Origin of the sequence: Pleionea mediterranea, assembly GCF_003148745.1 — a bacterium.
Lineage (GTDB): Bacteria > Pseudomonadota > Gammaproteobacteria > Enterobacterales > Kangiellaceae > Pleionea > Pleionea mediterranea.
The window spans coordinates 411,824-429,591 of the sequence record NZ_QGGU01000001.1; the positions used below are offsets into that span (position 1 = coordinate 411,824).

A 17,768-nucleotide genomic window follows, 5' to 3' on the forward strand; every position below is an offset into this window, starting at 1 on the left:
GCTTACCCCCATATAAGTACTAAATTAAGCAAAGAGACAACGGTTGTTATGTCCGATACCCAAGATAAATCTGAACAGACAGTAAATCCGCAAGGCACAATACCTGTGTTACCACTTCGCGACGTTGTGGTTTTCCCACATATGGTGATTCCTTTATTTGTAGGTCGTAGTAAATCCATTCAGGCGCTTGAACAGGCTAATGAAGGTAATAAACAAATTTTGCTTCTGGCTCAAAAAGATGCCACCACGGATTCGCCTGAACAGGAAGATATTTTCACCAGCGGCAGTGTCGCCAAAATACTGCAAATGCTGCGTCTTCCTGATGGCAATGTGAAGGTGTTGGTGGAAGGTTTATATCGCGCTCAAGTAACACAGTTTGAAGAGCTTGACGATGTATTAAGCGCTACTGTCAGTCGACTTGACGACGTTACGCCAGAGGCTGCAGAAGCCGAGGCCTTAATGCGTTCAGCAACCGAGTTATTTGAGAGTTATATTAAGCTGAATAAAAAAATACCGCCTGAAATTTTATCCGCCTTGTCGGGTATTTCTGATATTGCCCGTCTAACCGATACGATTGCTTCACACTTGACGTTAAAAGTGGAAGAAAAGCAAAAAGTCCTGGAAATTGACGATGTTAAGCAGCGGCTAGAACACCTGATGGGCTTGATGGAAGGTGAAATCGATGTTTTGCATGTTGAAAAACGCATTCGGGGCCGTGTTAAAAAACAGATGGAACGCAGTCAGCGTGAGTATTATCTCAATGAACAGATGAAGGCGATCCAGAAAGAGCTGGGAGACGGCGAAGATTCTGGAAAAGAACTTGCTGAGCTCGAAGAGAAAATCCAGCAGGCGGGAATGCCTGAGGAAGCCAAAGAAAAAGCGGAAACCGAGCTGAGAAAATTGAAGATGATGTCGCCCATGTCAGCGGAGGCAACCGTAGTTCGTGGCTATATTGACTGGATGATCAGTATCCCTTGGAGTGAGCGAGGCGACATTAAAAAAGATCTGGCTGGTGCCGAAAAGGTGTTGGACGATGATCATTATGGATTAAAAGAAGTTAAAGAACGCATCCTTGAGTATCTTGCTGTGCAACAGCGTGTCGACAAAATTAAAGGCCCAGTACTATGTCTTGTAGGGCCTCCTGGTGTAGGTAAAACCAGTTTGGGGCGTTCAATCGCTAAAGCTACCGGACGGGAATATGTTCGCGTTTCTTTAGGGGGGGTGCGTGACGAGGCTGAAATAAGAGGCCATCGCAGAACCTATATCGGATCTATGCCCGGTAAAATAATCCAGAAAATGAGTAAGGTCGGGGTTAAAAACCCACTGTTTCTGCTTGATGAAATCGATAAGATGGCCTCTGACATGCGCGGCGATCCTTCTTCAGCATTACTCGAAGTGCTTGATCCTGAGCAGAATAATACGTTCAACGACCATTATCTCGAAGTCGATTATGACTTATCAGAAGTCATGTTTATCTGTACGGCAAACTCCATGAATATTCCGGAGCCACTGCTTGATCGTATGGAAGTGATCCGTATTCCGGGTTATACCGAAGATGAAAAGTTGGCAATTGCAGAAAAGTATTTATTACCAAAGCAAATTGAAAATGCCGGGTTAAAAAAATCTGAGTTGTCGATCCAGAAGAAAGCGATTCGAAAAATGATTCAACACTACACTCGCGAAGCAGGTGTCCGTTCGCTTGAACGAGAAATTGCAAAGGTCTGTCGTAAAGTGGTTAAAAACTTGACCCTGACACCACGGGATAAAAAGTTGATTGTTTCGGAAAAAAATGTCGAAAAGTATCTGGGCGTTGAAAAGTTTGATTATGGTCGTGCATCCGATGAGCATCGGGTTGGCCAGGTGACAGGGTTGGCCTGGACATCCGTAGGCGGAGATTTGCTAACCATTGAAGCCGTGGCAACAACGGGTAAAGGTAAAACATTGTTCACCGGACAGCTTGGCGATGTGATGCAGGAGTCCATCAAAGCTGCCATGACGGTGGTGAGAAGCCGGGCAAGCCGGTTGGGGATCGCTAAAGACTTTTACGAAAAGCTGGATATACATGTTCATGTGCCAGAAGGTGCTACTCCAAAAGATGGTCCTAGTGCCGGTATTGGCATGTGTACGGCTCTGGTTTCAAGCCTGACGGGCATACCCGTATTGTCAGAAGTCGCCATGACAGGCGAAATAACGTTACGGGGTGAGGTGCTGCGCATCGGGGGCTTGAAAGAGAAGCTTCTAGCAGCGCACCGAGGGGGGATCCACAAAGTGCTTATTCCTAAAGATAACACTCGGGATCTGGAAGAAATACCAAAGAATATCATTGGTGATCTGGAGATCATTCCGGTTCAGTGGATCGATGAAGTGCTAGAAGTAGCATTTGCTGAATCACCTGTGGCCATAGACGATGAATCTGTGGCAGCCGAAACGGTTATATCGAAAGATGAGGATTTATCAGCCAATATAAATCCTGCTCACTGATACCCATTAACTGATTGAAAAATAGACGCTCTTGAATCGTTAAATAAGATGCGTCTATTGGTTTTATTTTTTCTTTAAGTCGTCAAAAATACACTTTTTGCTATATTCAAAAAAATGAAGTGGACTATCACATTTAACGAGTAAAAACCGTTATTTGGTTAAACAAACATCTAATATGTCGAAAAAGTAAGCGCTAGGCCGCATAAATACTGGGTTCATACCATAAGTTGCTTGACAGCTAATTTGTCCAGTTGGTATAAAGTTCGCTCGCATACCTGTCTGCAGGGTAAAAAGTGAATAATGCGGCTGCAGGCGTTCAACCACACAACAATTACAAGGGGAAGTTGAGTGAATAAATCAGAATTGATCGATGCAATTGCATCTGGTGCCGATATTTCAAAAGCAGCAGCAGGACGAGCGTTAGATGCAACTCTTGATGCCGTTACAGAATCACTGCGTAAAGGCGATCAGGTAGCATTAGTTGGCTTCGGTACTTTCAGCGTAAAACAGCGTGCTGCACGTACTGGCCTTAATCCTCAAACAAAAGAAAAGATTCAAATTCCAGCGGCAACTGTTCCTGCATTTAAAGCTGGTAAAGCTCTAAAAGACGCGGTAAACTAGCGCGCCTTTGATGGGCGCTTAGCTCAGTTGGGAGAGCATCGCCCTTACAAGGCGAGGGTCACTGGTTCGAGCCCAGTAGCGCCCACCACGTTTTTTCGGTGGGAAATCTTAATTAGTTACTAATTAAGAAACTGAATAAGGAGCGGTAGTTCAGCTGGTTAGAATACCGGCCTGTCACGCCGGGGGTCGCGGGTTCGAGTCCCGTCCGCTCCGCCAGTAAACGAACGCGCCAATTAGGCGCGTTTTTTTTATCAGAATAATTAACTTAAAGAATCACTCAGGTATCTCGTTATGATGGAGAGTATTCGCACGGGCGTTCAGAAGCCCTGGATCAAATTTTTACTTGCGATAGTCGTTATTTCATTTGTCTTCGCAGGCTATTTCACATCTTCAGGATTAGGCAGCGATCCAAACGCTGTGGCCACGGTGAATGATGATGATATCACTGCAAACGATTTAAACGCTGCTGTACAAGCCGAAGCGGCGCGTTATGGTGAGCAGTTCAATGCCATGTTTCCGACCGACGAACGTCGTCGTGAGTTTCGACTGAGCGTATTGGATAAATTGATTAATAGTGAGCTGGTTGCCCAAGAAGTCAAAGAGCTGGGATTGAGAGCATCCGACTCACAGGTGGTTTCTCAGGTACAAGATATTCCAGCGTTTCAAGTGGATGGAAAGTTTTCTACAGCAATGTTGGATCAGTTACTGGTTCGACGCGGCTGGTCACGAGAAGAGTTTCGACAAATGGTTGGCGATGACATTGCGCAATCCCAGTTCATCCAAATTTTTTCCGATACAGAATTAGCAATGCCCTACGAAGTAGAACAACGCATTGCTTTGCAACAACAGGAACGGACTGTAAAAGCCTTTACTATCAAGTCTGAGCAATTCCTGGATACTGTTAGCATCTCTGATGAAGAAATTGAGCAGTATTATCAATCCAATCTTGATTCCTATAAAGTTGCTGAGACACTGACAGTGGATTATATCGAGTTGACCATGGATGATCTCGCTGCTGATATCGACGTTTCAGAAGATGAAATCAAACAGTTTTATGACAGCAACCAAGATTTATACCGTGCAGAAGAAGAACGCCGGGTCGCTCATATACTGGTTAATACAGAAGATAAAAGCGAAGACGAAGCGAAAGCCAAAATTGATGCCATCGCTGCTCGCATCGCCAGTGGTGAAGATTTTGCTGAAGTCGCGAAAGCCGAGTCCGAAGATTTTTCTGCCGAGCAAGGTGGTGATCTGGGGTTTGCCGGACGAGGTGTTATGGACGCCGAGTTTGAAAAAGCCATGTTCGAACTTGAGTCTGTTGGCGATGTATCTGACGTTGTTGAGTCAGAGTTTGGCTTTCATGTCATAAAACTACTCGATATAAAAGACGGTGATGTTCGACCATTAGCAGAAGTAAAAAGTGAAATCGAAACACGCCTTAAAAATGATAAAGCGGAAGAAACGTTTTACATTAAAAAAGATAAAATGGCACAACTGGCCTTTGATCGCTACGACTCACTGACTGCTGCAGCGGCTGAAACAGAGTTAGAAATCAAAACCAGTGAACCTTTCTCACCTCAAGGTGGTCAAGGTATTTTTGCTAATGCAGAACTGATTAAAGAAGCTTACAGTCAAGATGTACTGGTTGATGGAAAGAACTCATCTGCGATAGAAGTTTCAGAAGATCATGCGGTTGTTTTAAGAGCCAACCAACACATTCCTGCAAGAACCAAATCACTGGAAGAAGTTAAATCTCAAGTGACGACTGCGTTAAAGCGTAAGAAGGCGAGAGAAGCGGCAGCTGAAATTGGTCAGTCATTGGTTGCGAAACTGAATGACGGTGAACCTGTTGATGCAAAGTTGGCGGACATGGGCATTGAATGGAAAGAGGCCTCGAATATTCGACGCAATTCTTCAGAGCTGGGTTTTGATATTACCCGTATTGCATTCAAAGCACCTAAGCCAACAAATGGTGTTGCAAAAGCTATGGGCAGTGAGCTAATGAGCGGTGACTTTGCCGTGGTTCAAGTGACCAAGGTAAATACTCCTGATATAAGTAAGCTTTCTGATGCAGAGCAAAAGCAGGCAGTTTCGCGAATTCAACGTAGTATGGGGGACTCAGGCTATTCTGCACTAGTCAAAGCGACTCGAAAAGATGCGGATGTGGTTAAGTTCGAAGAACGCGTTCAGTAATTATTATTTCGTTTTGTCAACAAAGCCGGGTTTTCCCGGCTTTGTTGTTTCTGGGAAGCCGATGTAAATATTATCCGCTCTAAGTTGTTAACAACTTAGCAGACCTCTTGATAAGTACTTTTCAATTTTTTGAGGGCGGGTTAACATGCGGCTTATTTCGCCTAAGGCATAAGAGGTTGATGAAAGTATGGTTATTAAACCAAAAATTCGTGGGTTTATTTGTACTAATGCACACCCCGTCGGTTGTGAAGCATCCGTGCAGGAACAAATTGAATTTGTGAAGAAAAAGGGGCCCATAGACGGCCCTAAAAATGTATTGGTTATTGGATGTTCAACCGGCTACGGATTAGCCTCTAGAATAACCGCTGCATTTGGTTCTGGTGCCAAAACACTAGGTGTCTGTTTTGAAAAAGAACCCAGCGAAAAGAAAACAGCGACCGCTGGCTGGTACAATACAGCTGCCTTCCATAAAGCCGCAAAGGCCAATGACCTATACAGTAAAACCATTAATGGCGACGCTTTTTCTCACGAGTGCAAACAACAAGTAATCGATTTAATTAAATCGGACTTGGGCAGTGTCGATTTAGTGATATACAGTCTGGCTTCACCACGACGTGTCGATCCCGATGATGGCACTGTTTATAATTCATCGCTTAAACCCATTGGAAATACTTACACCACCAAAACCTTTGATACATCGAAAAAACTTGTCCACGATGTCACTCTGGAACCTGCTAACCAGGATGATATAGACAATACAATCAAGGTTATGGGTGGCGAAGATTGGGAGCTTTGGATGAAGGCGCTTAATGAAGCTGGTGTACTTGCTGAGAATTGTCGTACTACCGCTTATACTTATATTGGTAAAGAGTTAACATGGCCCATTTACGGTCATGCAACCATTGGTAAAGCAAAAGAAGATCTCGATCGCGCCGCTTCTGCGTTAAATCATTCCTACAGTGATTTAAATTTAAAAGCCTATGTTTCTTCACTAAAAGCAGTTGTGACTCAGGCCAGTTCGGCGATTCCTGTCATGCCGTTGTATATTTCATTAATGTATCAGGTTATGAAAGATGAAGGCTGCCATGAAGGCGTTATTGAACAAATTTATGGATTGTTTAATGATTTGTTATTGGCGGACAATCCTCCGGTTGATGAAGCGAAACGGTTAAGAATGGACACCGTTGAAACCAACGATGAAATTCAGTCAAAAATCAAACAGAAATGGGAACTGGTTACCACCGAGAACTTTGATGAGCTGGGTGATTATGCCGGTTATCATCTGGATTTCTTAAGGTTGTTTGGCTTTGGAATCGACAATGTTGATTATGATGCCGATGTTGATCCTATGGTGGGCTGGTCTTAATTCATAAAACAGATCAGTTTATTTTTTATTAAGTTGCTGACTTATTTGATATAACTCAGTAATTACTACAAAGCCAATAGGTGAGTTTATAATGCTTGCTTATTGGCTTTTTGATTTATCCACATTAAAATTCGCTGCGTAACTCCATCAAACCTAATTATTATTCAAAAAAATCTAAGTAACCAATACTTTAAAAACCGTCATTTTAAGATATTTAATTATCTGACAGCTGGTTGATGTTAGTCCTGTAATGGCCAGTGACAAGTGACTCTTTGACCTGAAATATTTCGAGTTTTAGGCATTTGATCAAGGCACTTTTGCTCAGCGTAAGGGCAGCGTGAAGCAAAAGGGCAGCCATTACTTTTTTTTGCCAGCTTTTTAAATTCAGGTGAGTTAACTTTGTTTAAATACTCTACCGTATGGCGGTAGGTAGGTGTACTTGATAGCAGTCGTCGTGTGTAGGGATGCATCGATTGATCAAATATTTGATCAACTTCTCCATATTCCATCAATTGCCCTCGATACATAACAAAAACCTGATCGCTGATATGCTCGACTACGCCAAGATCATGGGAGATAAATACATAGGATAACTGTAACTCTTCCTGTAAGTTCATCAACAAGTTTAATATCTGAGCCTGTACTGAAACATCCAGTGCGCTGAGAGGCTCATCTGCGACGATAACTTCGGGTTCCAGAATAAGCGCTCTGGCAATGGCGATCCTTTGTTGTTGCCCACCCGAGAACATATGAGGAAAGCGGCTGGCATGTTCAGAGCGCAGGCCAACTCGCTGCAGAGCATTATGAACCGCTTCCTTTCGTTGACGGCTATTCATTGAGGTATTTATTTTTAATGGTTCTTCTAAAGTTGAGCCTATTCTTGAGTGAGGATTTAACGAGCTATAAGGGTTTTGAAACACCATTCTGACTTTCTTGAATTTCTTTTTTCGCTCCGATGCCGAGAGCTGGTATACATCTTCTCCGTCAATCAGCACTTTACCGCTGGTGGGCTGATCGCTGCCAACCAGTTGACGGGCTAACGATGACTTACCTGATCCGGATTCGCCCACAATCGCTAATGTTTGACCCGGATTGAGTTGAAAGCTGATGTTATTCAGAGCGTAAGTTACATGATTTCGATATCGCCAGCCGCTCTCACGATATGTTTTGGTCAGGTTTTCAACTGCCAGCACAGGTTCAGTCATTTCGCTCACCTTCTACTTGGGTGCTTGACGGAATAGGGAAGTGACATCGAACCAGACCATGTTGTTTAATCATATCAAGACGCGGCGTTTTAACACACTCTTTGGCTGCACGAGGGCATCTGGGCCCAAGCCGGCAGCCGACAGGCAAATGATCAATCGCTGGAATCCGACCTTTCAATGAATACAATCGTTGTCCCATATGATGGCGTTCACCGATATGAGGAATGCTGTCGAGTAGCGCTTTGGTGTAGGGGTGCCTTGGGCTGGACAATATATTATCGGTACTGGCATTTTCCATGATTTGACCAGAGTACATCACACAGACGCGCTGAGTGGATTCGGATAACAGTGCAAAATCATGGGTGATCAGCATTAGCCCCATATCCCGGGTTCGATTTAGCTCTAACAGAAGCTCAATTATTTGCGATTGTATGGTGACATCCAGGGCTGTGGTTGGCTCGTCTGCGATCAATAAGTCAGGCTCTGCTGCGATGGCCATAGCGATCATAACGCGTTGGTTCATTCCGCCAGACAGTTGATGCGGATACTGCTTTAACCTGAGTTCTGGCTCAGTAATACCAACAGCTTCCAGCAGCTCCAGTGCTCGTTGACGTTGCTTTTTACGTCGACGAATGCCATGCAGTTCGATGGTTTCGATCAACTGGGTACCAATATTAAAGCAGGGATTTAAACTGGTTTGCGGTTCCTGAAAAATAATGCTGGCGTTTTGAGCAATGTATTTTCGGCGTTGATCAAGATTCAGTTTCATCAAATCCTGACCGTTTAAGCTCAGGTAGTCCGCGGTTAATTTTGCATTGGGAGAGAGCAGACCCATTATGGCTAAGGCGAGCATACTTTTGCCGGAACCTGATTCGCCCACAACACCTAACACTTCACCTTGATTCATACGCAATGAAATCTTATCTAGTACCCGCACATTACCCTTATGTGTCGGAAATTCCACGCTTAAATTTTCAATATGAAGTAACTTCATCCTCGACTCTCCATGGGATCGAGTGCGTCTCTCAAACCATCACCAACAAGATTAATGCTTAATACTGTGATTAAAATCGCAAGACCGGGGATGGTAACCGTCCAGGGCGCTAACTGTATAAAATCTCTTGATTGGGAAAGAATGGTACCCCATTCAGGATTTGGCGGTTGTGCGCCTAACCCAAGAAAACCGAGAGCTGCGATATCAACGATTGCCGTTGAAAATGCAAGACTCACCTGAACAATTAAGGGTGGCAGTATGTTTGGCAAAATTGAATGGGTAAACAGTCGAGCGCCGTTGGCACCGTCCAGTTTGGCCGCAATCACATAATCTTTGTTCATTTCTTCTTTAATAGTGGCTCGAACAATGCGGACAAAGTGTGGAATAAGGACAATGGCTACTGCGTAGATAGCGTTGGGCAGTCCGGGGCCAATGATTGCAATAATTACAATGGCTAATAACAGTGATGGCACCGCTAAAATAATATCCATAATGCGCATAATGGCAAATTCGATGATGCCTTTGCTCAATCCTGCTATTGCGCCCAGCAAAATACCAAACAGTGCGGCTATCAGCACAACGGCAGCCGATAAACCCAATGACAGGCGTGAGCCGTAAACGATTCGTGAAAATAAATCGCGACCTAAGTCATCGGTACCCAATAAGAACTCATTGATGCCTTTTTCTGTCCAGGCTGGTGGGTAGCGTAAAAACTGAGAGAACTGTTCGGTTGGATCATGCGGTGCCAGTAAAGGGCTGAACAGAGCGAACATAAGAATGACCAATAAAAACATCAATCCCAGCATGGCGCCTTTGTGGCGGCGGTAGCGTTGCCAAAACTGTTGCCAGCGTCCCGGAATAGGTGTGTCTTTGTATATCTTCACTTCGCTCATTTCGGTCTCCTCATACGAGGGTTTATTACCGCATAAAGCAGATCAACGGAGGCGTTAATGAATATGACAAAAAATGCAATGAGCAGAACGCCGCCCTGAATGCTGGGAAAGTCTCTGCGAAATATAGCTTCTACCATCCATTTACCGACCCCTGGCCAGGCAAAAATCGTCTCGGTTAAAATAGCTCCGGTCAGCAAAACACTCGACTGAAGGCCAATAACCGTCACCAGAGGGATCATGGCGTTTCGAAGACCATGCACCCATATTATTTTCCAGCGGCTAACGCCTTTTGATTGAGCCGTCAGAATATAGTCGGCATTCAGCACTTCAATCATTGATGATCGTGTCATTCTGGCAATGGCAGCAAGAGGTACCGTGGCTAAAACAAGTGAAGGTAATATTAAGTGACGTAGGGCATCAAAAAATGCCGCAAATTCATATTTAGAGTATGCCAATAATGAATCGACCAACATTAAACCTGTGACAGGTTCTATATCGAAAACATAACTGATACGGCCGGCAACCGGGGTAAGCCCCAAGTTTAATGAAAATAATAATATCAGTAACATACCCCACCAGAACACAGGCATGGAATAGCCAACCAGAGAGCTGCTAATAACAAGATTATCGACCCAGGTGTTTTTCTTTACTGCAGCCAGCACACCGGCTAAAACACCAAATATTAGAGCGATTAAAGTGGCTATCAGACTCAGTTCAAAGGTTGCTGGGAAAAAAGTAAAAAACTCGCTCAATACCGGTTTATTTGTAATATTCGAGCGACCCAGATCACCATGGAGAATATTGTCGACATATATTAGATATTGTTGGAATAAAGATTGATCCAGCCCCATAGCATGGACCGCTGCCAAATATTCTTCACTACCTGGTGTCAGATTTCCGTAATTGATGATAACCGGATCGCCAGGTATCAATTGCGTTAAAGCAAAAAAGATCAGAGTGATGCCAAGAAAGCTTAATGCGAGGGTTGTGAGCTGGCGGAAAATGATACGGATCATAATGGTTTATCGTCCGCCACTTGTGGTTCCAGCGAAACACCGCTAAAAAATATGCCACCAGATAACGACATTTCCAAGTTTTTTACCCGTTGATTGACGATAAGGTTTTGTCGGGTATGGGCAATGGTTAACCAGGGGGCTTCTTCTTTAAAAATTTCCTGTGCTCTTTTGTAAAGTTTTGCCCGCTGTGATTTTTTTGAAATGGTTTTGGCGTCCTGAATGATGGCATCGAATTCTTCGTGACACCAAAAAGCCGAGTTTTGCCCGGGAATGGTTGCTTCGCAGCTGAGTAATGAACCAAAAAAGTTATCTGGGTCACCATTATCAGCGATCCAGCCTTGTAGTGATGTATCGTGCTCGCCCGATTTGACTCGTTGTAAAAATGTGCCGACTTCGTAAGTAACAATTTGTGCCGTCACACCAATGTCTTTGAGATCTTGCTGGATCAGTTCTGCAGTTTTTATGGTATTGGGGTTATAAGCACGTTGTTCGGGGAATGTGTATATATCGATGCTGAAGCCATCGGGTAAACCTGCTTTGTAAAGCAGGTTTCGGGCAAGTTGCGGATTGTAGTCGTAGCCTTGAATATTGTCATTATAAGACCACATGTCAGGCGGTATTGGATTTTTTGCGATTTCCGCTGAGCCATAATAAACCGCTTCTAAAATAGCTTTTCGATTAACTGCATAATTTAAAGCCTGACGTACCAGTTTATTATCAAGTGGTGGTTTGCGGGTATTAAATGACCAGTAGGCAATGTTAAGACCTCTTTGACTGATAACATCCGTTGCTTGAGTTTGTTCAAGTGCTTTTAAGTGTATTGGGAGAGGGTTGCTCATTACATCGCATTCTTCTGCGGTAACTCTGGCAAACCTCAGAGAAGGATCCGGTGTAATTGCAAAAACCAAATGCTCTATTGTTTCTTTTCCGCGCCAATAATCGGGGTGGGCACGATAACGGATATAAGCGTCAGCCTGATAGCGCACAAACTGAAATGGGCCGGTACCAATTGGATGATGGATAATGTTATTTTTTTGATCCAAATCGGTAAGTGCTTTTGCATATTCAGCCGACATGATGGATGTAAACTCCATTGCCAAGACGGATAAAAATGGACTGTATGGTCGAGTTAATACGAACTGAATGGTGTGATCATCCACTTTACGAATGTCTTTTATCAGAGTGTTTAAGCTTTGGAAGTTAAAATAGGCGAAATCCCGGTTGCCGACACGGTGATAAGGGTGGCTGGTATTTTTTTGGCGGTTAAAACTGAATAAAACATCATCTGCATTAAACGAGCGTGTGGGTGTAAAGAACTCATTACTATGAAAGGACACATTTTTTCTTAAATAAAAAGTGTAAACCGTTGAGTCAGCATTCACTTTCCAACGCTTTGCGAGTGATGGCGTGATCTCCACTGTACCAGGCTTAAAAGCGACCAGGCGATTGTAGATTTGACGGGCAGAGGCGTCGAAGGCCGTACCGATTGTCACTGTATGAGGATCAAAGCTGTCAGGACTTCCTTCAGAACAGTAAACCAGGGTTGAGTTATAGGCATCCAAATCAATCGCAGCTTTTTCACAACCAGTGAGTAACAGAAGGGCTATGGACAGAGTGAGTCCAAACAGAGTTTGACAAGAGTCTCTGAGATTTAATAAAGCGAAAAGAGTAAAGTTTTTTTGCATTACACGTGCTTAGTTTTTAACCGTCGAGCAATTTATATTTTTTTAAGTAGCCACGGAGTTGATGATACGTTAATCCTAGCAGTTCTGCAGTTTTCTTTTGGTTAAACTGCGCCTGCTCAAGCGCCGTATTAATTAAGTTGATTTCAGTTTGTTGCATTTGCTCTTTCAAATCTAACGGAAATTGGACATGAGAAGTGTTTTCAATGTTATCGGTTTGACTGACACTTGATGTACTGGAAGGTATTATTTCATTATTAGCTATAGGCCGAAAAGGCGAATGAAACGGGTCCAGAACTAATGAATCCACGGGCGCATCGTCTGTCTGTAAGTAGATGCTTCGTTCAATAACATTTTTCAGTTCGCGGATATTACCAGGCCATTGATACTCTTCAATCTGTTGTTCAGCTTGCTGACTAAATCCTCTGAATACTGGAATCCCAAGCTCAAGCGTCATTTTCATGGCAAAGTGATGAGCCAGTAACATCAAATCTTCTTTACGATGTCTAAGTGGTGGAAGAGTAATCACATCAAAAGCGAGTCGATCGAGCAAATCATGTCGAAATTTGCCTTGTTCTGCCAGTGTCGGCAAATCTTCGTTGGTTGCAGCCACAAGTCGCACATCAACCTGTATGGTTGAGCTGCCTCCAACACGTTCAAACTCACCATATTCTATAACGCGTAACAACTTTTCCTGCACCAGCGGTGATGATGTGGCTAACTCGTCTAAAAATAATGTGCCCTGATCCGCCAGCTCAAATCGTCCTGCATGGCGTCCTTTGGCGCCTGTAAAAGAGCCTGCTTCGTGACCAAACAGCTCTGACTCCAGCAAGTTTTCATTGATAGCTGCACAATTTAGCTTAACAAAGGGTTTATCCCAACGTGGTGAGAGGTAGTGGAGTCTTGAGGCGATCAACTCTTTGCCGGTACCTCGTTCACCAACCACCAGCAATGGTCTATTCAGAGTTGCCGCTTGCGACACTTTTTCGAGACATTCCAAAAAACTGGATGATTCGCCAATCAGGTTGTCGGTATCTTTTGTATTCATAGATAATTGAACGTCTTGGTTAAATTTACGAAATTTTAGTTAATTTAACGCTATATCTATGCGTAATACCAGCGATAATTAGAAAAAACTTTATTAAACATAGACTTATCTAGAAGTAATTTCTGGCACGCTTATTGTTAGATTATTACTAAGTATTTGAGCTAAACGATTGGTTTAAAGACATAAAGGGAGATTATAATGAACACACTTGGCCTTAAACGACCTGAAAAGCGACGTGTTCGTCGTTCTGCTCGCGGTCGTGTTCAAATCTTTATAGCCGCCTTTGGTTTGATGGTGTTTGGGTTGTCAGCGATTTTAGATGACGAGATAACCCCTGATTATTTAAGCTATTTTTTGAATCCTGTCAAAGTAATGGTTGAACCATTGCCAATTACTCAGCAGGAACAAAACTGGAGAATTCATCGATGAGTATTTTTTCTCGATTTGCCGATATTATTAATTCGAACATCAATGTACTTTTGGATAAAGCTGAAAACCCTGAAAAGTTAATCAGAATGATCATCCAGGAAATGGAGGATACTCTGGTTGAAGTGCGTACAGTTTCTGCAAAAACATTGGCGGATAAAAAAGAGCTGCAAAGAAAACTAAACTGGCTGACTTCGGAAGTTAATGACTGGCAAGAGAAAGCGAAGCTGGCTGTTGAAAAAGGTCGTGAAGATTTGGCTAAAGCTGCACTTGGTGAAAAACACAAGTTGGAAGCAGACAGCCAAGATTTGCAAAACCAGATTGTTCTGCTGGATGAGTCTATAGGCAAGCTGACCAAAGAAGTTTGCCAGCTACAGGATAAGTTGACTGATGCGAGAGCCCGTCAGCAGACCATATCAATGCGATTTTCAACACAATCTTCTAGGGTCAAAATAAATCGTAAACTCTATGACTCTGAATCTGCAAGTGTGGTGCAGAAGTTCGAACAGTTTGAGCGTAAGCTGGATGAACTGGAAGCTGAGGCTGACAGTTATCAGTCTTCAAAAGACCTGAAAGCTCAATTTCAAGATTTGGAAGTTTCTGATCGCGTCAACAGTGAGCTAGAGGCATTAAAGAGCAAAGCTAAGCAATAATACAAGCAGCACTAAAAATTTCTTAAGTTACAGGAGGATAAAATGGACGATGTGTTTTTATTTGTACTGGGAATCATAGTTGCTGTTTGTGTTGTGCCTTACTGGCTTAAATTACACTACGGCGATAAAAACAATGCTAATAAGAAGAATAAGAAAAATAATTCAAATCAGGATATTGAGGAATTAAATGAATTGTCTGATTTGGCAGACTCTCTGAATAAAAGAGTACTTAATTTGGAGTCTATTCTGGATAATGAGTCTCCGGACTGGAGAAAAAAGTATGAGTAATACTTTATTTAAGAAACCTCTATACCGTATTCCTGAAAAAGGCAAAGTTTTTGGCGTTTGTGCTGGCATTGCTGAAGCCGGTGAGTGGGACACCTGGCTTGTTCGGGCTATTGTATTAGTTAGTGCATTTTTGACGGGTTTTACCTTGGTTGGTATGGGATATTTAATCGCTTTTTTCGTATTGGATCCTAAGCCCTCTGCTGCACGCAGAATGAAAGAGTCCGGTTCTCGTTTCTCCGATCGCGTCAAAGAAGCCAAAGAAACCATATCTAATATAAAAAGCAAGCCGAAACAAAACAAAAGTGCAAGTCAGATTAAAGAACAGTTACTGACTGTAAAAAAGCGCGTCGAAGGAATAGAAGCTTTTGTGACTTCCAAACAATATATTTTGGAAAAAGAATTTCAACAAATGAAAAAAGGCCAGTAATCTCATCTAGAAATTCTGGTCTGACCATAGTTCTAACCCCTTTCTATATCCCCCCTCGTTGATTATATGAGGCGCGGTTAACCGCTTAAATTCGTCGATTGATTCGTTATTGTGCTCATTGACTATGAGGTTAATAGTGTTTATATTCGATTCGATTCGCGAAACTCGTCATGCTCGAGCTTCGCTATTTTCTTTTTAGAATAAAGAAAATAGTCTGAATTTTAGTCAGAAACCGCTGGATTTAAGGTCTTGATTAAAAATTAGACAAAATTGGGGCAGTTTGAGGTTTATAGCAAACTGTAATATCCAGCATAACTTTCATAGCAAACTCAGGAAGTCACATGCTAAATAAAAATATTTCTCGTGTTTTCGCTGTCTGCCTGGCAACTCTTTTGGGTTGTTTTTCAGGGACAACTTTCGCCTTAGGCAAATTAGAGCCCTCAATGAAAATTGAGACTCGTATCGACAAAAAAGCTGAGGCGGCTCAAAAGCAAATTGATCGTCTGTCTGAGCAAACGCTCGATATGAACGCTGAGTATAAGTCTACACTGACTCGAATTGAGCAGTTCAAGGCATATAATAAGCGTTTGGAAATGTCTATCAATGAACAACAAAAAGAGATGGCTTCTTTGCAAGAGCAAATGAACACCATCGATGATACAGAGCGCGGCTTGTTACCTCTAATGGAGGAAATGATCGAGACTCTGGCTCAATTTGTTGAGATGGATGTTCCATTCAAAAAAGAAGATCGTTTAAATACTATTGACCGACTGCGCACCACTATGTTGCGTGCTGACGTCACCACTTCAGAAAAATATCGTCAAATTCTTGGTGCTTATGTTTCAGAGATCAATCAGGGTAACTCTGTTGATGTTTACGAAGGCATGGAAATGATTGGTAATGAAGAGAAGCAAGTGGATTATCTTCAGTTTGGTCGAACAGCTTTAATGTTCGCAACTCGTGGAGAAAACACTCAAGCGGCTATCTGGAGTAAAGAAGCGAGCGACTGGAAATGGCTTGAAGGCGATCAAGTTGACGCTGTTAAAAAAGCGATTAAAGATATCAGTCTGAAAACTAAAAAATTAATTGTTGTACCTGTAGCAACTCCGGAGAAAGGATAATGAAAATGAATAAAGTCATCCTAACTTCATTACTGACTGCGGCATTTTCTTTGACTCAAGCTGCAGAAGTACAAAAAGCTGACTCACTGGATCAACTGCTTAACATTGTTAAAAATGCAGAGCGTGTTGAGTCTCGAGAGACTCAACAGAGAATTCAGCGATTCCGCTCAGAAAAAAATCAACAGCAAAAACTGCTAAATGACGCCAAAGCTGAGTTGGTTCGTGAAGAAGAGCGAAGTGACAGGCTGAAAAAACAGTTTGATACCAATGAAGTTCAACTTGGTGAAATGGCTGAACAACTCAGAATTAAGCTGGGAAATTTAGGTGAAGCTGTTGGTGTTGTTCGTCAGGTGTCTGCAGATGCTGCCGCGACTATTTCTAACTCGATTGTGAGTGCTCAATACCCAGGTCGTGCAGAAGTACTAACGGAGCTTGCTGGAAGAAAAGAAATTCCAACTATTCCTGAGTTGCGTCGTTTGTGGTTAGAACTGCAAACAGAAATGACCGAGCAAGGAAAAGTGGTTACTTTTGAAACTCAGCTGTTAGATAAAACAGGTGCACAAGTTGTTAAACCTGTAACTCGAGTTGGTACCTTTAACTTGATTGGTGACACTGAGTATCTTAACTATAATCGTAGAACTAATAATGTTGAAGAAATCGCCAAACAGCCGAAAAAGCCAACGGGCGTTCTAAGCATTATTGATGATTACACCTCTGCTAGTGGTTTTTCATTGTTTCCAATTGACCCATCACAAGGTGCCATTGTAAATACTGAGAAAAACCGTGAAACATGGCCTGAGCGTGTTGAAAATTACGCCGGTATTGTCGGTTTTGCCATCATTGTTGTTTTAGCGATTGGATTAATCATAGCCCTTGAACGCTTAGGTGTATTAAGTGCGACTGGTGCTAAAATGAAAAAGCAGGCGAAGTCTTCTACTCCTGGGAATAATCCATTAGGGCGTGTTATGTCTGTCTATATGGCAAACAAAGACGACTCTTTTGAAAATCTTGAGCTGAAATTGGATGAAGCTGTGCTTAAAGAGTTGCCTAAGCTTGAAGCTCGAATCTCTATTATTAAGATTTTCGCAGCCGTTTCACCGCTTATGGGGCTTCTTGGTACGGTAACCGGTATGATTGAAACCTTCCAGGGCATTACTTTATACGGTGCAGGTGACACCAGTGTTATGGCAGGCGGTATCTCGTCAGCATTGATCACGACTGTATTAGGTATCGTTGCGGCTATTCCTTTGATTCTATTGCACGCAATTGTTTCTGGTAAGTCTAAAAATCTGGTTCATATGCTTGAAGAGCAATCGGCCGGGTTGGTAGCACAACACACAGAAGGCAAGTAATT

General features: G+C 42.8%; 16 protein-coding genes and 2 tRNA genes. 12 read left to right on the forward strand and 6 right to left on the reverse strand.

Annotated elements, in window-relative coordinates:
* Positions 1 to 48 precede the first annotated feature (48 nt).
* The 6 genes from lon (at position 49) to fabV (ending at position 6,661) form a co-directional block, all read left to right on the forward strand.
* Positions 49 to 2,481: an endopeptidase La gene (gene lon / locus C8D97_RS01670; RefSeq protein WP_109761597.1), complete on the forward strand. Its 2,433-nt coding sequence runs from the start codon at positions 49 to 51 to the stop codon at positions 2,479 to 2,481.
* Between the two features lie 348 nt (positions 2,482 to 2,829).
* Positions 2,830 to 3,102 (forward strand): HU family DNA-binding protein, encoded by a 273-nt coding sequence (locus tag C8D97_RS01675; RefSeq protein WP_109761598.1) that lies wholly within the window; start codon positions 2,830 to 2,832, stop codon positions 3,100 to 3,102.
* A 12-nt stretch (positions 3,103 to 3,114) separates the two neighbouring features.
* Positions 3,115 to 3,190 (forward strand) — tRNA-Val (locus tag C8D97_RS01680).
* A gap of 51 nt (positions 3,191 to 3,241) precedes the next feature.
* Positions 3,242 to 3,318, forward strand: a tRNA-Asp gene (locus C8D97_RS01685).
* A 75-nt stretch (positions 3,319 to 3,393) separates the two neighbouring features.
* A complete protein-coding gene (locus C8D97_RS01690; RefSeq protein WP_109761599.1) occupies positions 3,394 to 5,295 on the forward strand; it encodes a SurA N-terminal domain-containing protein in 1,902 nt (633 codons plus the stop codon).
* 187 nt (positions 5,296 to 5,482) lie between these two features.
* Positions 5,483 to 6,661 (forward strand): enoyl-ACP reductase FabV, encoded by a 1,179-nt coding sequence (fabV, locus tag C8D97_RS01695; RefSeq protein WP_109761600.1) that lies wholly within the window; start codon positions 5,483 to 5,485, stop codon positions 6,659 to 6,661.
* 239 nt (positions 6,662 to 6,900) lie between these two features.
* Here fabV and C8D97_RS01700 read toward each other — a convergent pair whose 3' ends face one another.
* The 6 genes from C8D97_RS01700 to pspF are packed head-to-tail and all read right to left on the reverse strand — an operon-like array spanning position 6,901 to position 13,499.
* Positions 6,901 to 7,866, reverse strand: a complete 966-nt coding sequence (locus C8D97_RS01700; protein WP_109761601.1) for an ABC transporter ATP-binding protein — start codon at positions 7,864 to 7,866, stop codon at positions 6,901 to 6,903.
* A complete protein-coding gene (locus C8D97_RS01705) occupies positions 7,859 to 8,860 on the reverse strand; it encodes an ABC transporter ATP-binding protein (protein WP_109761602.1) in 1,002 nt (333 codons plus the stop codon). Before C8D97_RS01705 ends, C8D97_RS01700 begins: the two co-directional genes overlap by 8 nt.
* Positions 8,857 to 9,753, reverse strand: a complete 897-nt coding sequence (locus C8D97_RS01710; RefSeq protein WP_109761603.1) for an ABC transporter permease subunit — start codon at positions 9,751 to 9,753, stop codon at positions 8,857 to 8,859. Before C8D97_RS01710 ends, C8D97_RS01705 begins: the two co-directional genes overlap by 4 nt.
* A complete protein-coding gene (locus C8D97_RS01715; protein ID WP_109761604.1) occupies positions 9,750 to 10,769 on the reverse strand; it encodes an ABC transporter permease in 1,020 nt (339 codons plus the stop codon). The genes C8D97_RS01710 and C8D97_RS01715 overlap by 4 nt, the downstream gene beginning before the upstream one ends.
* The gene (locus C8D97_RS01720; protein ID WP_109761605.1) at positions 10,766 to 12,454 is read right to left on the reverse strand and encodes an ABC transporter substrate-binding protein; all 1,689 of its coding nucleotides are present in this window, start codon (positions 12,452 to 12,454) and stop codon (positions 10,766 to 10,768) included. The genes C8D97_RS01715 and C8D97_RS01720 overlap by 4 nt, the downstream gene beginning before the upstream one ends.
* Positions 12,455 to 12,470: 16 nt before the next feature.
* Complete coding sequence (pspF, locus tag C8D97_RS01725; RefSeq protein WP_109761606.1) at positions 12,471 to 13,499, reverse strand: phage shock protein operon transcriptional activator; 1,029 nt, start codon at positions 13,497 to 13,499, stop codon at positions 12,471 to 12,473.
* Positions 13,500 to 13,697: 198 nt separating this feature from the next.
* On the opposite strand from pspF, the gene C8D97_RS01730 reads away from it, so the two are divergent.
* From C8D97_RS01730 to C8D97_RS01755, 6 genes are all read left to right on the forward strand, one after another.
* Positions 13,698 to 13,928, forward strand: a complete 231-nt coding sequence (locus tag C8D97_RS01730) for a hypothetical protein (protein ID WP_109761607.1) — start codon at positions 13,698 to 13,700, stop codon at positions 13,926 to 13,928.
* The gene (pspA, locus tag C8D97_RS01735; protein ID WP_109761608.1) at positions 13,925 to 14,578 is read left to right on the forward strand and encodes a phage shock protein PspA; all 654 of its coding nucleotides are present in this window, start codon (positions 13,925 to 13,927) and stop codon (positions 14,576 to 14,578) included. The genes C8D97_RS01730 and pspA overlap by 4 nt, the downstream gene beginning before the upstream one ends.
* A gap of 42 nt (positions 14,579 to 14,620) precedes the next feature.
* Positions 14,621 to 14,866, forward strand: coding sequence for an envelope stress response membrane protein PspB (pspB, locus tag C8D97_RS01740; RefSeq protein ID WP_109761609.1), 246 nt, complete (start codon positions 14,621 to 14,623; stop codon positions 14,864 to 14,866).
* Positions 14,859 to 15,293 (forward strand): PspC domain-containing protein, encoded by a 435-nt coding sequence (locus tag C8D97_RS01745; protein WP_170115103.1) that lies wholly within the window; start codon positions 14,859 to 14,861, stop codon positions 15,291 to 15,293. The genes pspB and C8D97_RS01745 overlap by 8 nt, the downstream gene beginning before the upstream one ends.
* A gap of 341 nt (positions 15,294 to 15,634) precedes the next feature.
* Positions 15,635 to 16,414: a DUF3450 domain-containing protein gene (locus C8D97_RS01750; RefSeq protein ID WP_109761611.1), complete on the forward strand. Its 780-nt coding sequence runs from the start codon at positions 15,635 to 15,637 to the stop codon at positions 16,412 to 16,414.
* 5 nt (positions 16,415 to 16,419) lie between these two features.
* Positions 16,420 to 17,766 carry a MotA/TolQ/ExbB proton channel family protein gene (locus C8D97_RS01755; RefSeq protein WP_109761683.1) on the forward strand — a complete coding sequence of 449 codons (1,347 nt, stop codon included), beginning with the start codon at positions 16,420 to 16,422 and terminating at the stop codon, positions 17,764 to 17,766.
* The last annotated feature ends 2 nt before the right edge of the window (positions 17,767 to 17,768 follow it).

What these genes read in the sequence shown, in the direction of transcription:
- pspB (WP_109761609.1), top strand. Translation starts at nt 14,621, where the DNA reads ATGGACGATGTGTTTTTATTTGTACTGGGAATCATAGTTGCTGTTTGT.
- C8D97_RS01730 (WP_109761607.1), top strand. Translation starts at nt 13,698, where the DNA reads ATGAACACACTTGGCCTTAAACGACCTGAAAAGCGACGTGTTCGTCGT.
- C8D97_RS01755 (WP_109761683.1), top strand. Translation starts at nt 16,420, where the DNA reads ATGAATAAAGTCATCCTAACTTCATTACTGACTGCGGCATTTTCTTTG.
- C8D97_RS01745 (WP_170115103.1), top strand. Translation starts at nt 14,859, where the DNA reads ATGAGTAATACTTTATTTAAGAAACCTCTATACCGTATTCCTGAAAAA.
- pspF (WP_109761606.1), bottom strand. Translation starts at nt 13,499, where the DNA reads ATGAATACAAAAGATACCGACAACCTGATTGGCGAATCATCCAGTTTT.
- pspA (WP_109761608.1), top strand. Translation starts at nt 13,925, where the DNA reads ATGAGTATTTTTTCTCGATTTGCCGATATTATTAATTCGAACATCAAT.
- C8D97_RS01690 (WP_109761599.1), top strand. Translation starts at nt 3,394, where the DNA reads ATGATGGAGAGTATTCGCACGGGCGTTCAGAAGCCCTGGATCAAATTT.
- C8D97_RS01700 (WP_109761601.1), bottom strand. Translation starts at nt 7,866, where the DNA reads ATGACTGAACCTGTGCTGGCAGTTGAAAACCTGACCAAAACATATCGT.
- C8D97_RS01720 (WP_109761605.1), bottom strand. Translation starts at nt 12,454, where the DNA reads ATGCAAAAAAACTTTACTCTTTTCGCTTTATTAAATCTCAGAGACTCT.
- fabV (WP_109761600.1), top strand. Translation starts at nt 5,483, where the DNA reads ATGGTTATTAAACCAAAAATTCGTGGGTTTATTTGTACTAATGCACAC.
- lon (WP_109761597.1), top strand. Translation starts at nt 49, where the DNA reads ATGTCCGATACCCAAGATAAATCTGAACAGACAGTAAATCCGCAAGGC.
- C8D97_RS01710 (WP_109761603.1), bottom strand. Translation starts at nt 9,753, where the DNA reads ATGAGCGAAGTGAAGATATACAAAGACACACCTATTCCGGGACGCTGG.
- C8D97_RS01750 (WP_109761611.1), top strand. Translation starts at nt 15,635, where the DNA reads ATGCTAAATAAAAATATTTCTCGTGTTTTCGCTGTCTGCCTGGCAACT.
- C8D97_RS01715 (WP_109761604.1), bottom strand. Translation starts at nt 10,769, where the DNA reads ATGATCCGTATCATTTTCCGCCAGCTCACAACCCTCGCATTAAGCTTT.
- C8D97_RS01705 (WP_109761602.1), bottom strand. Translation starts at nt 8,860, where the DNA reads ATGAAGTTACTTCATATTGAAAATTTAAGCGTGGAATTTCCGACACAT.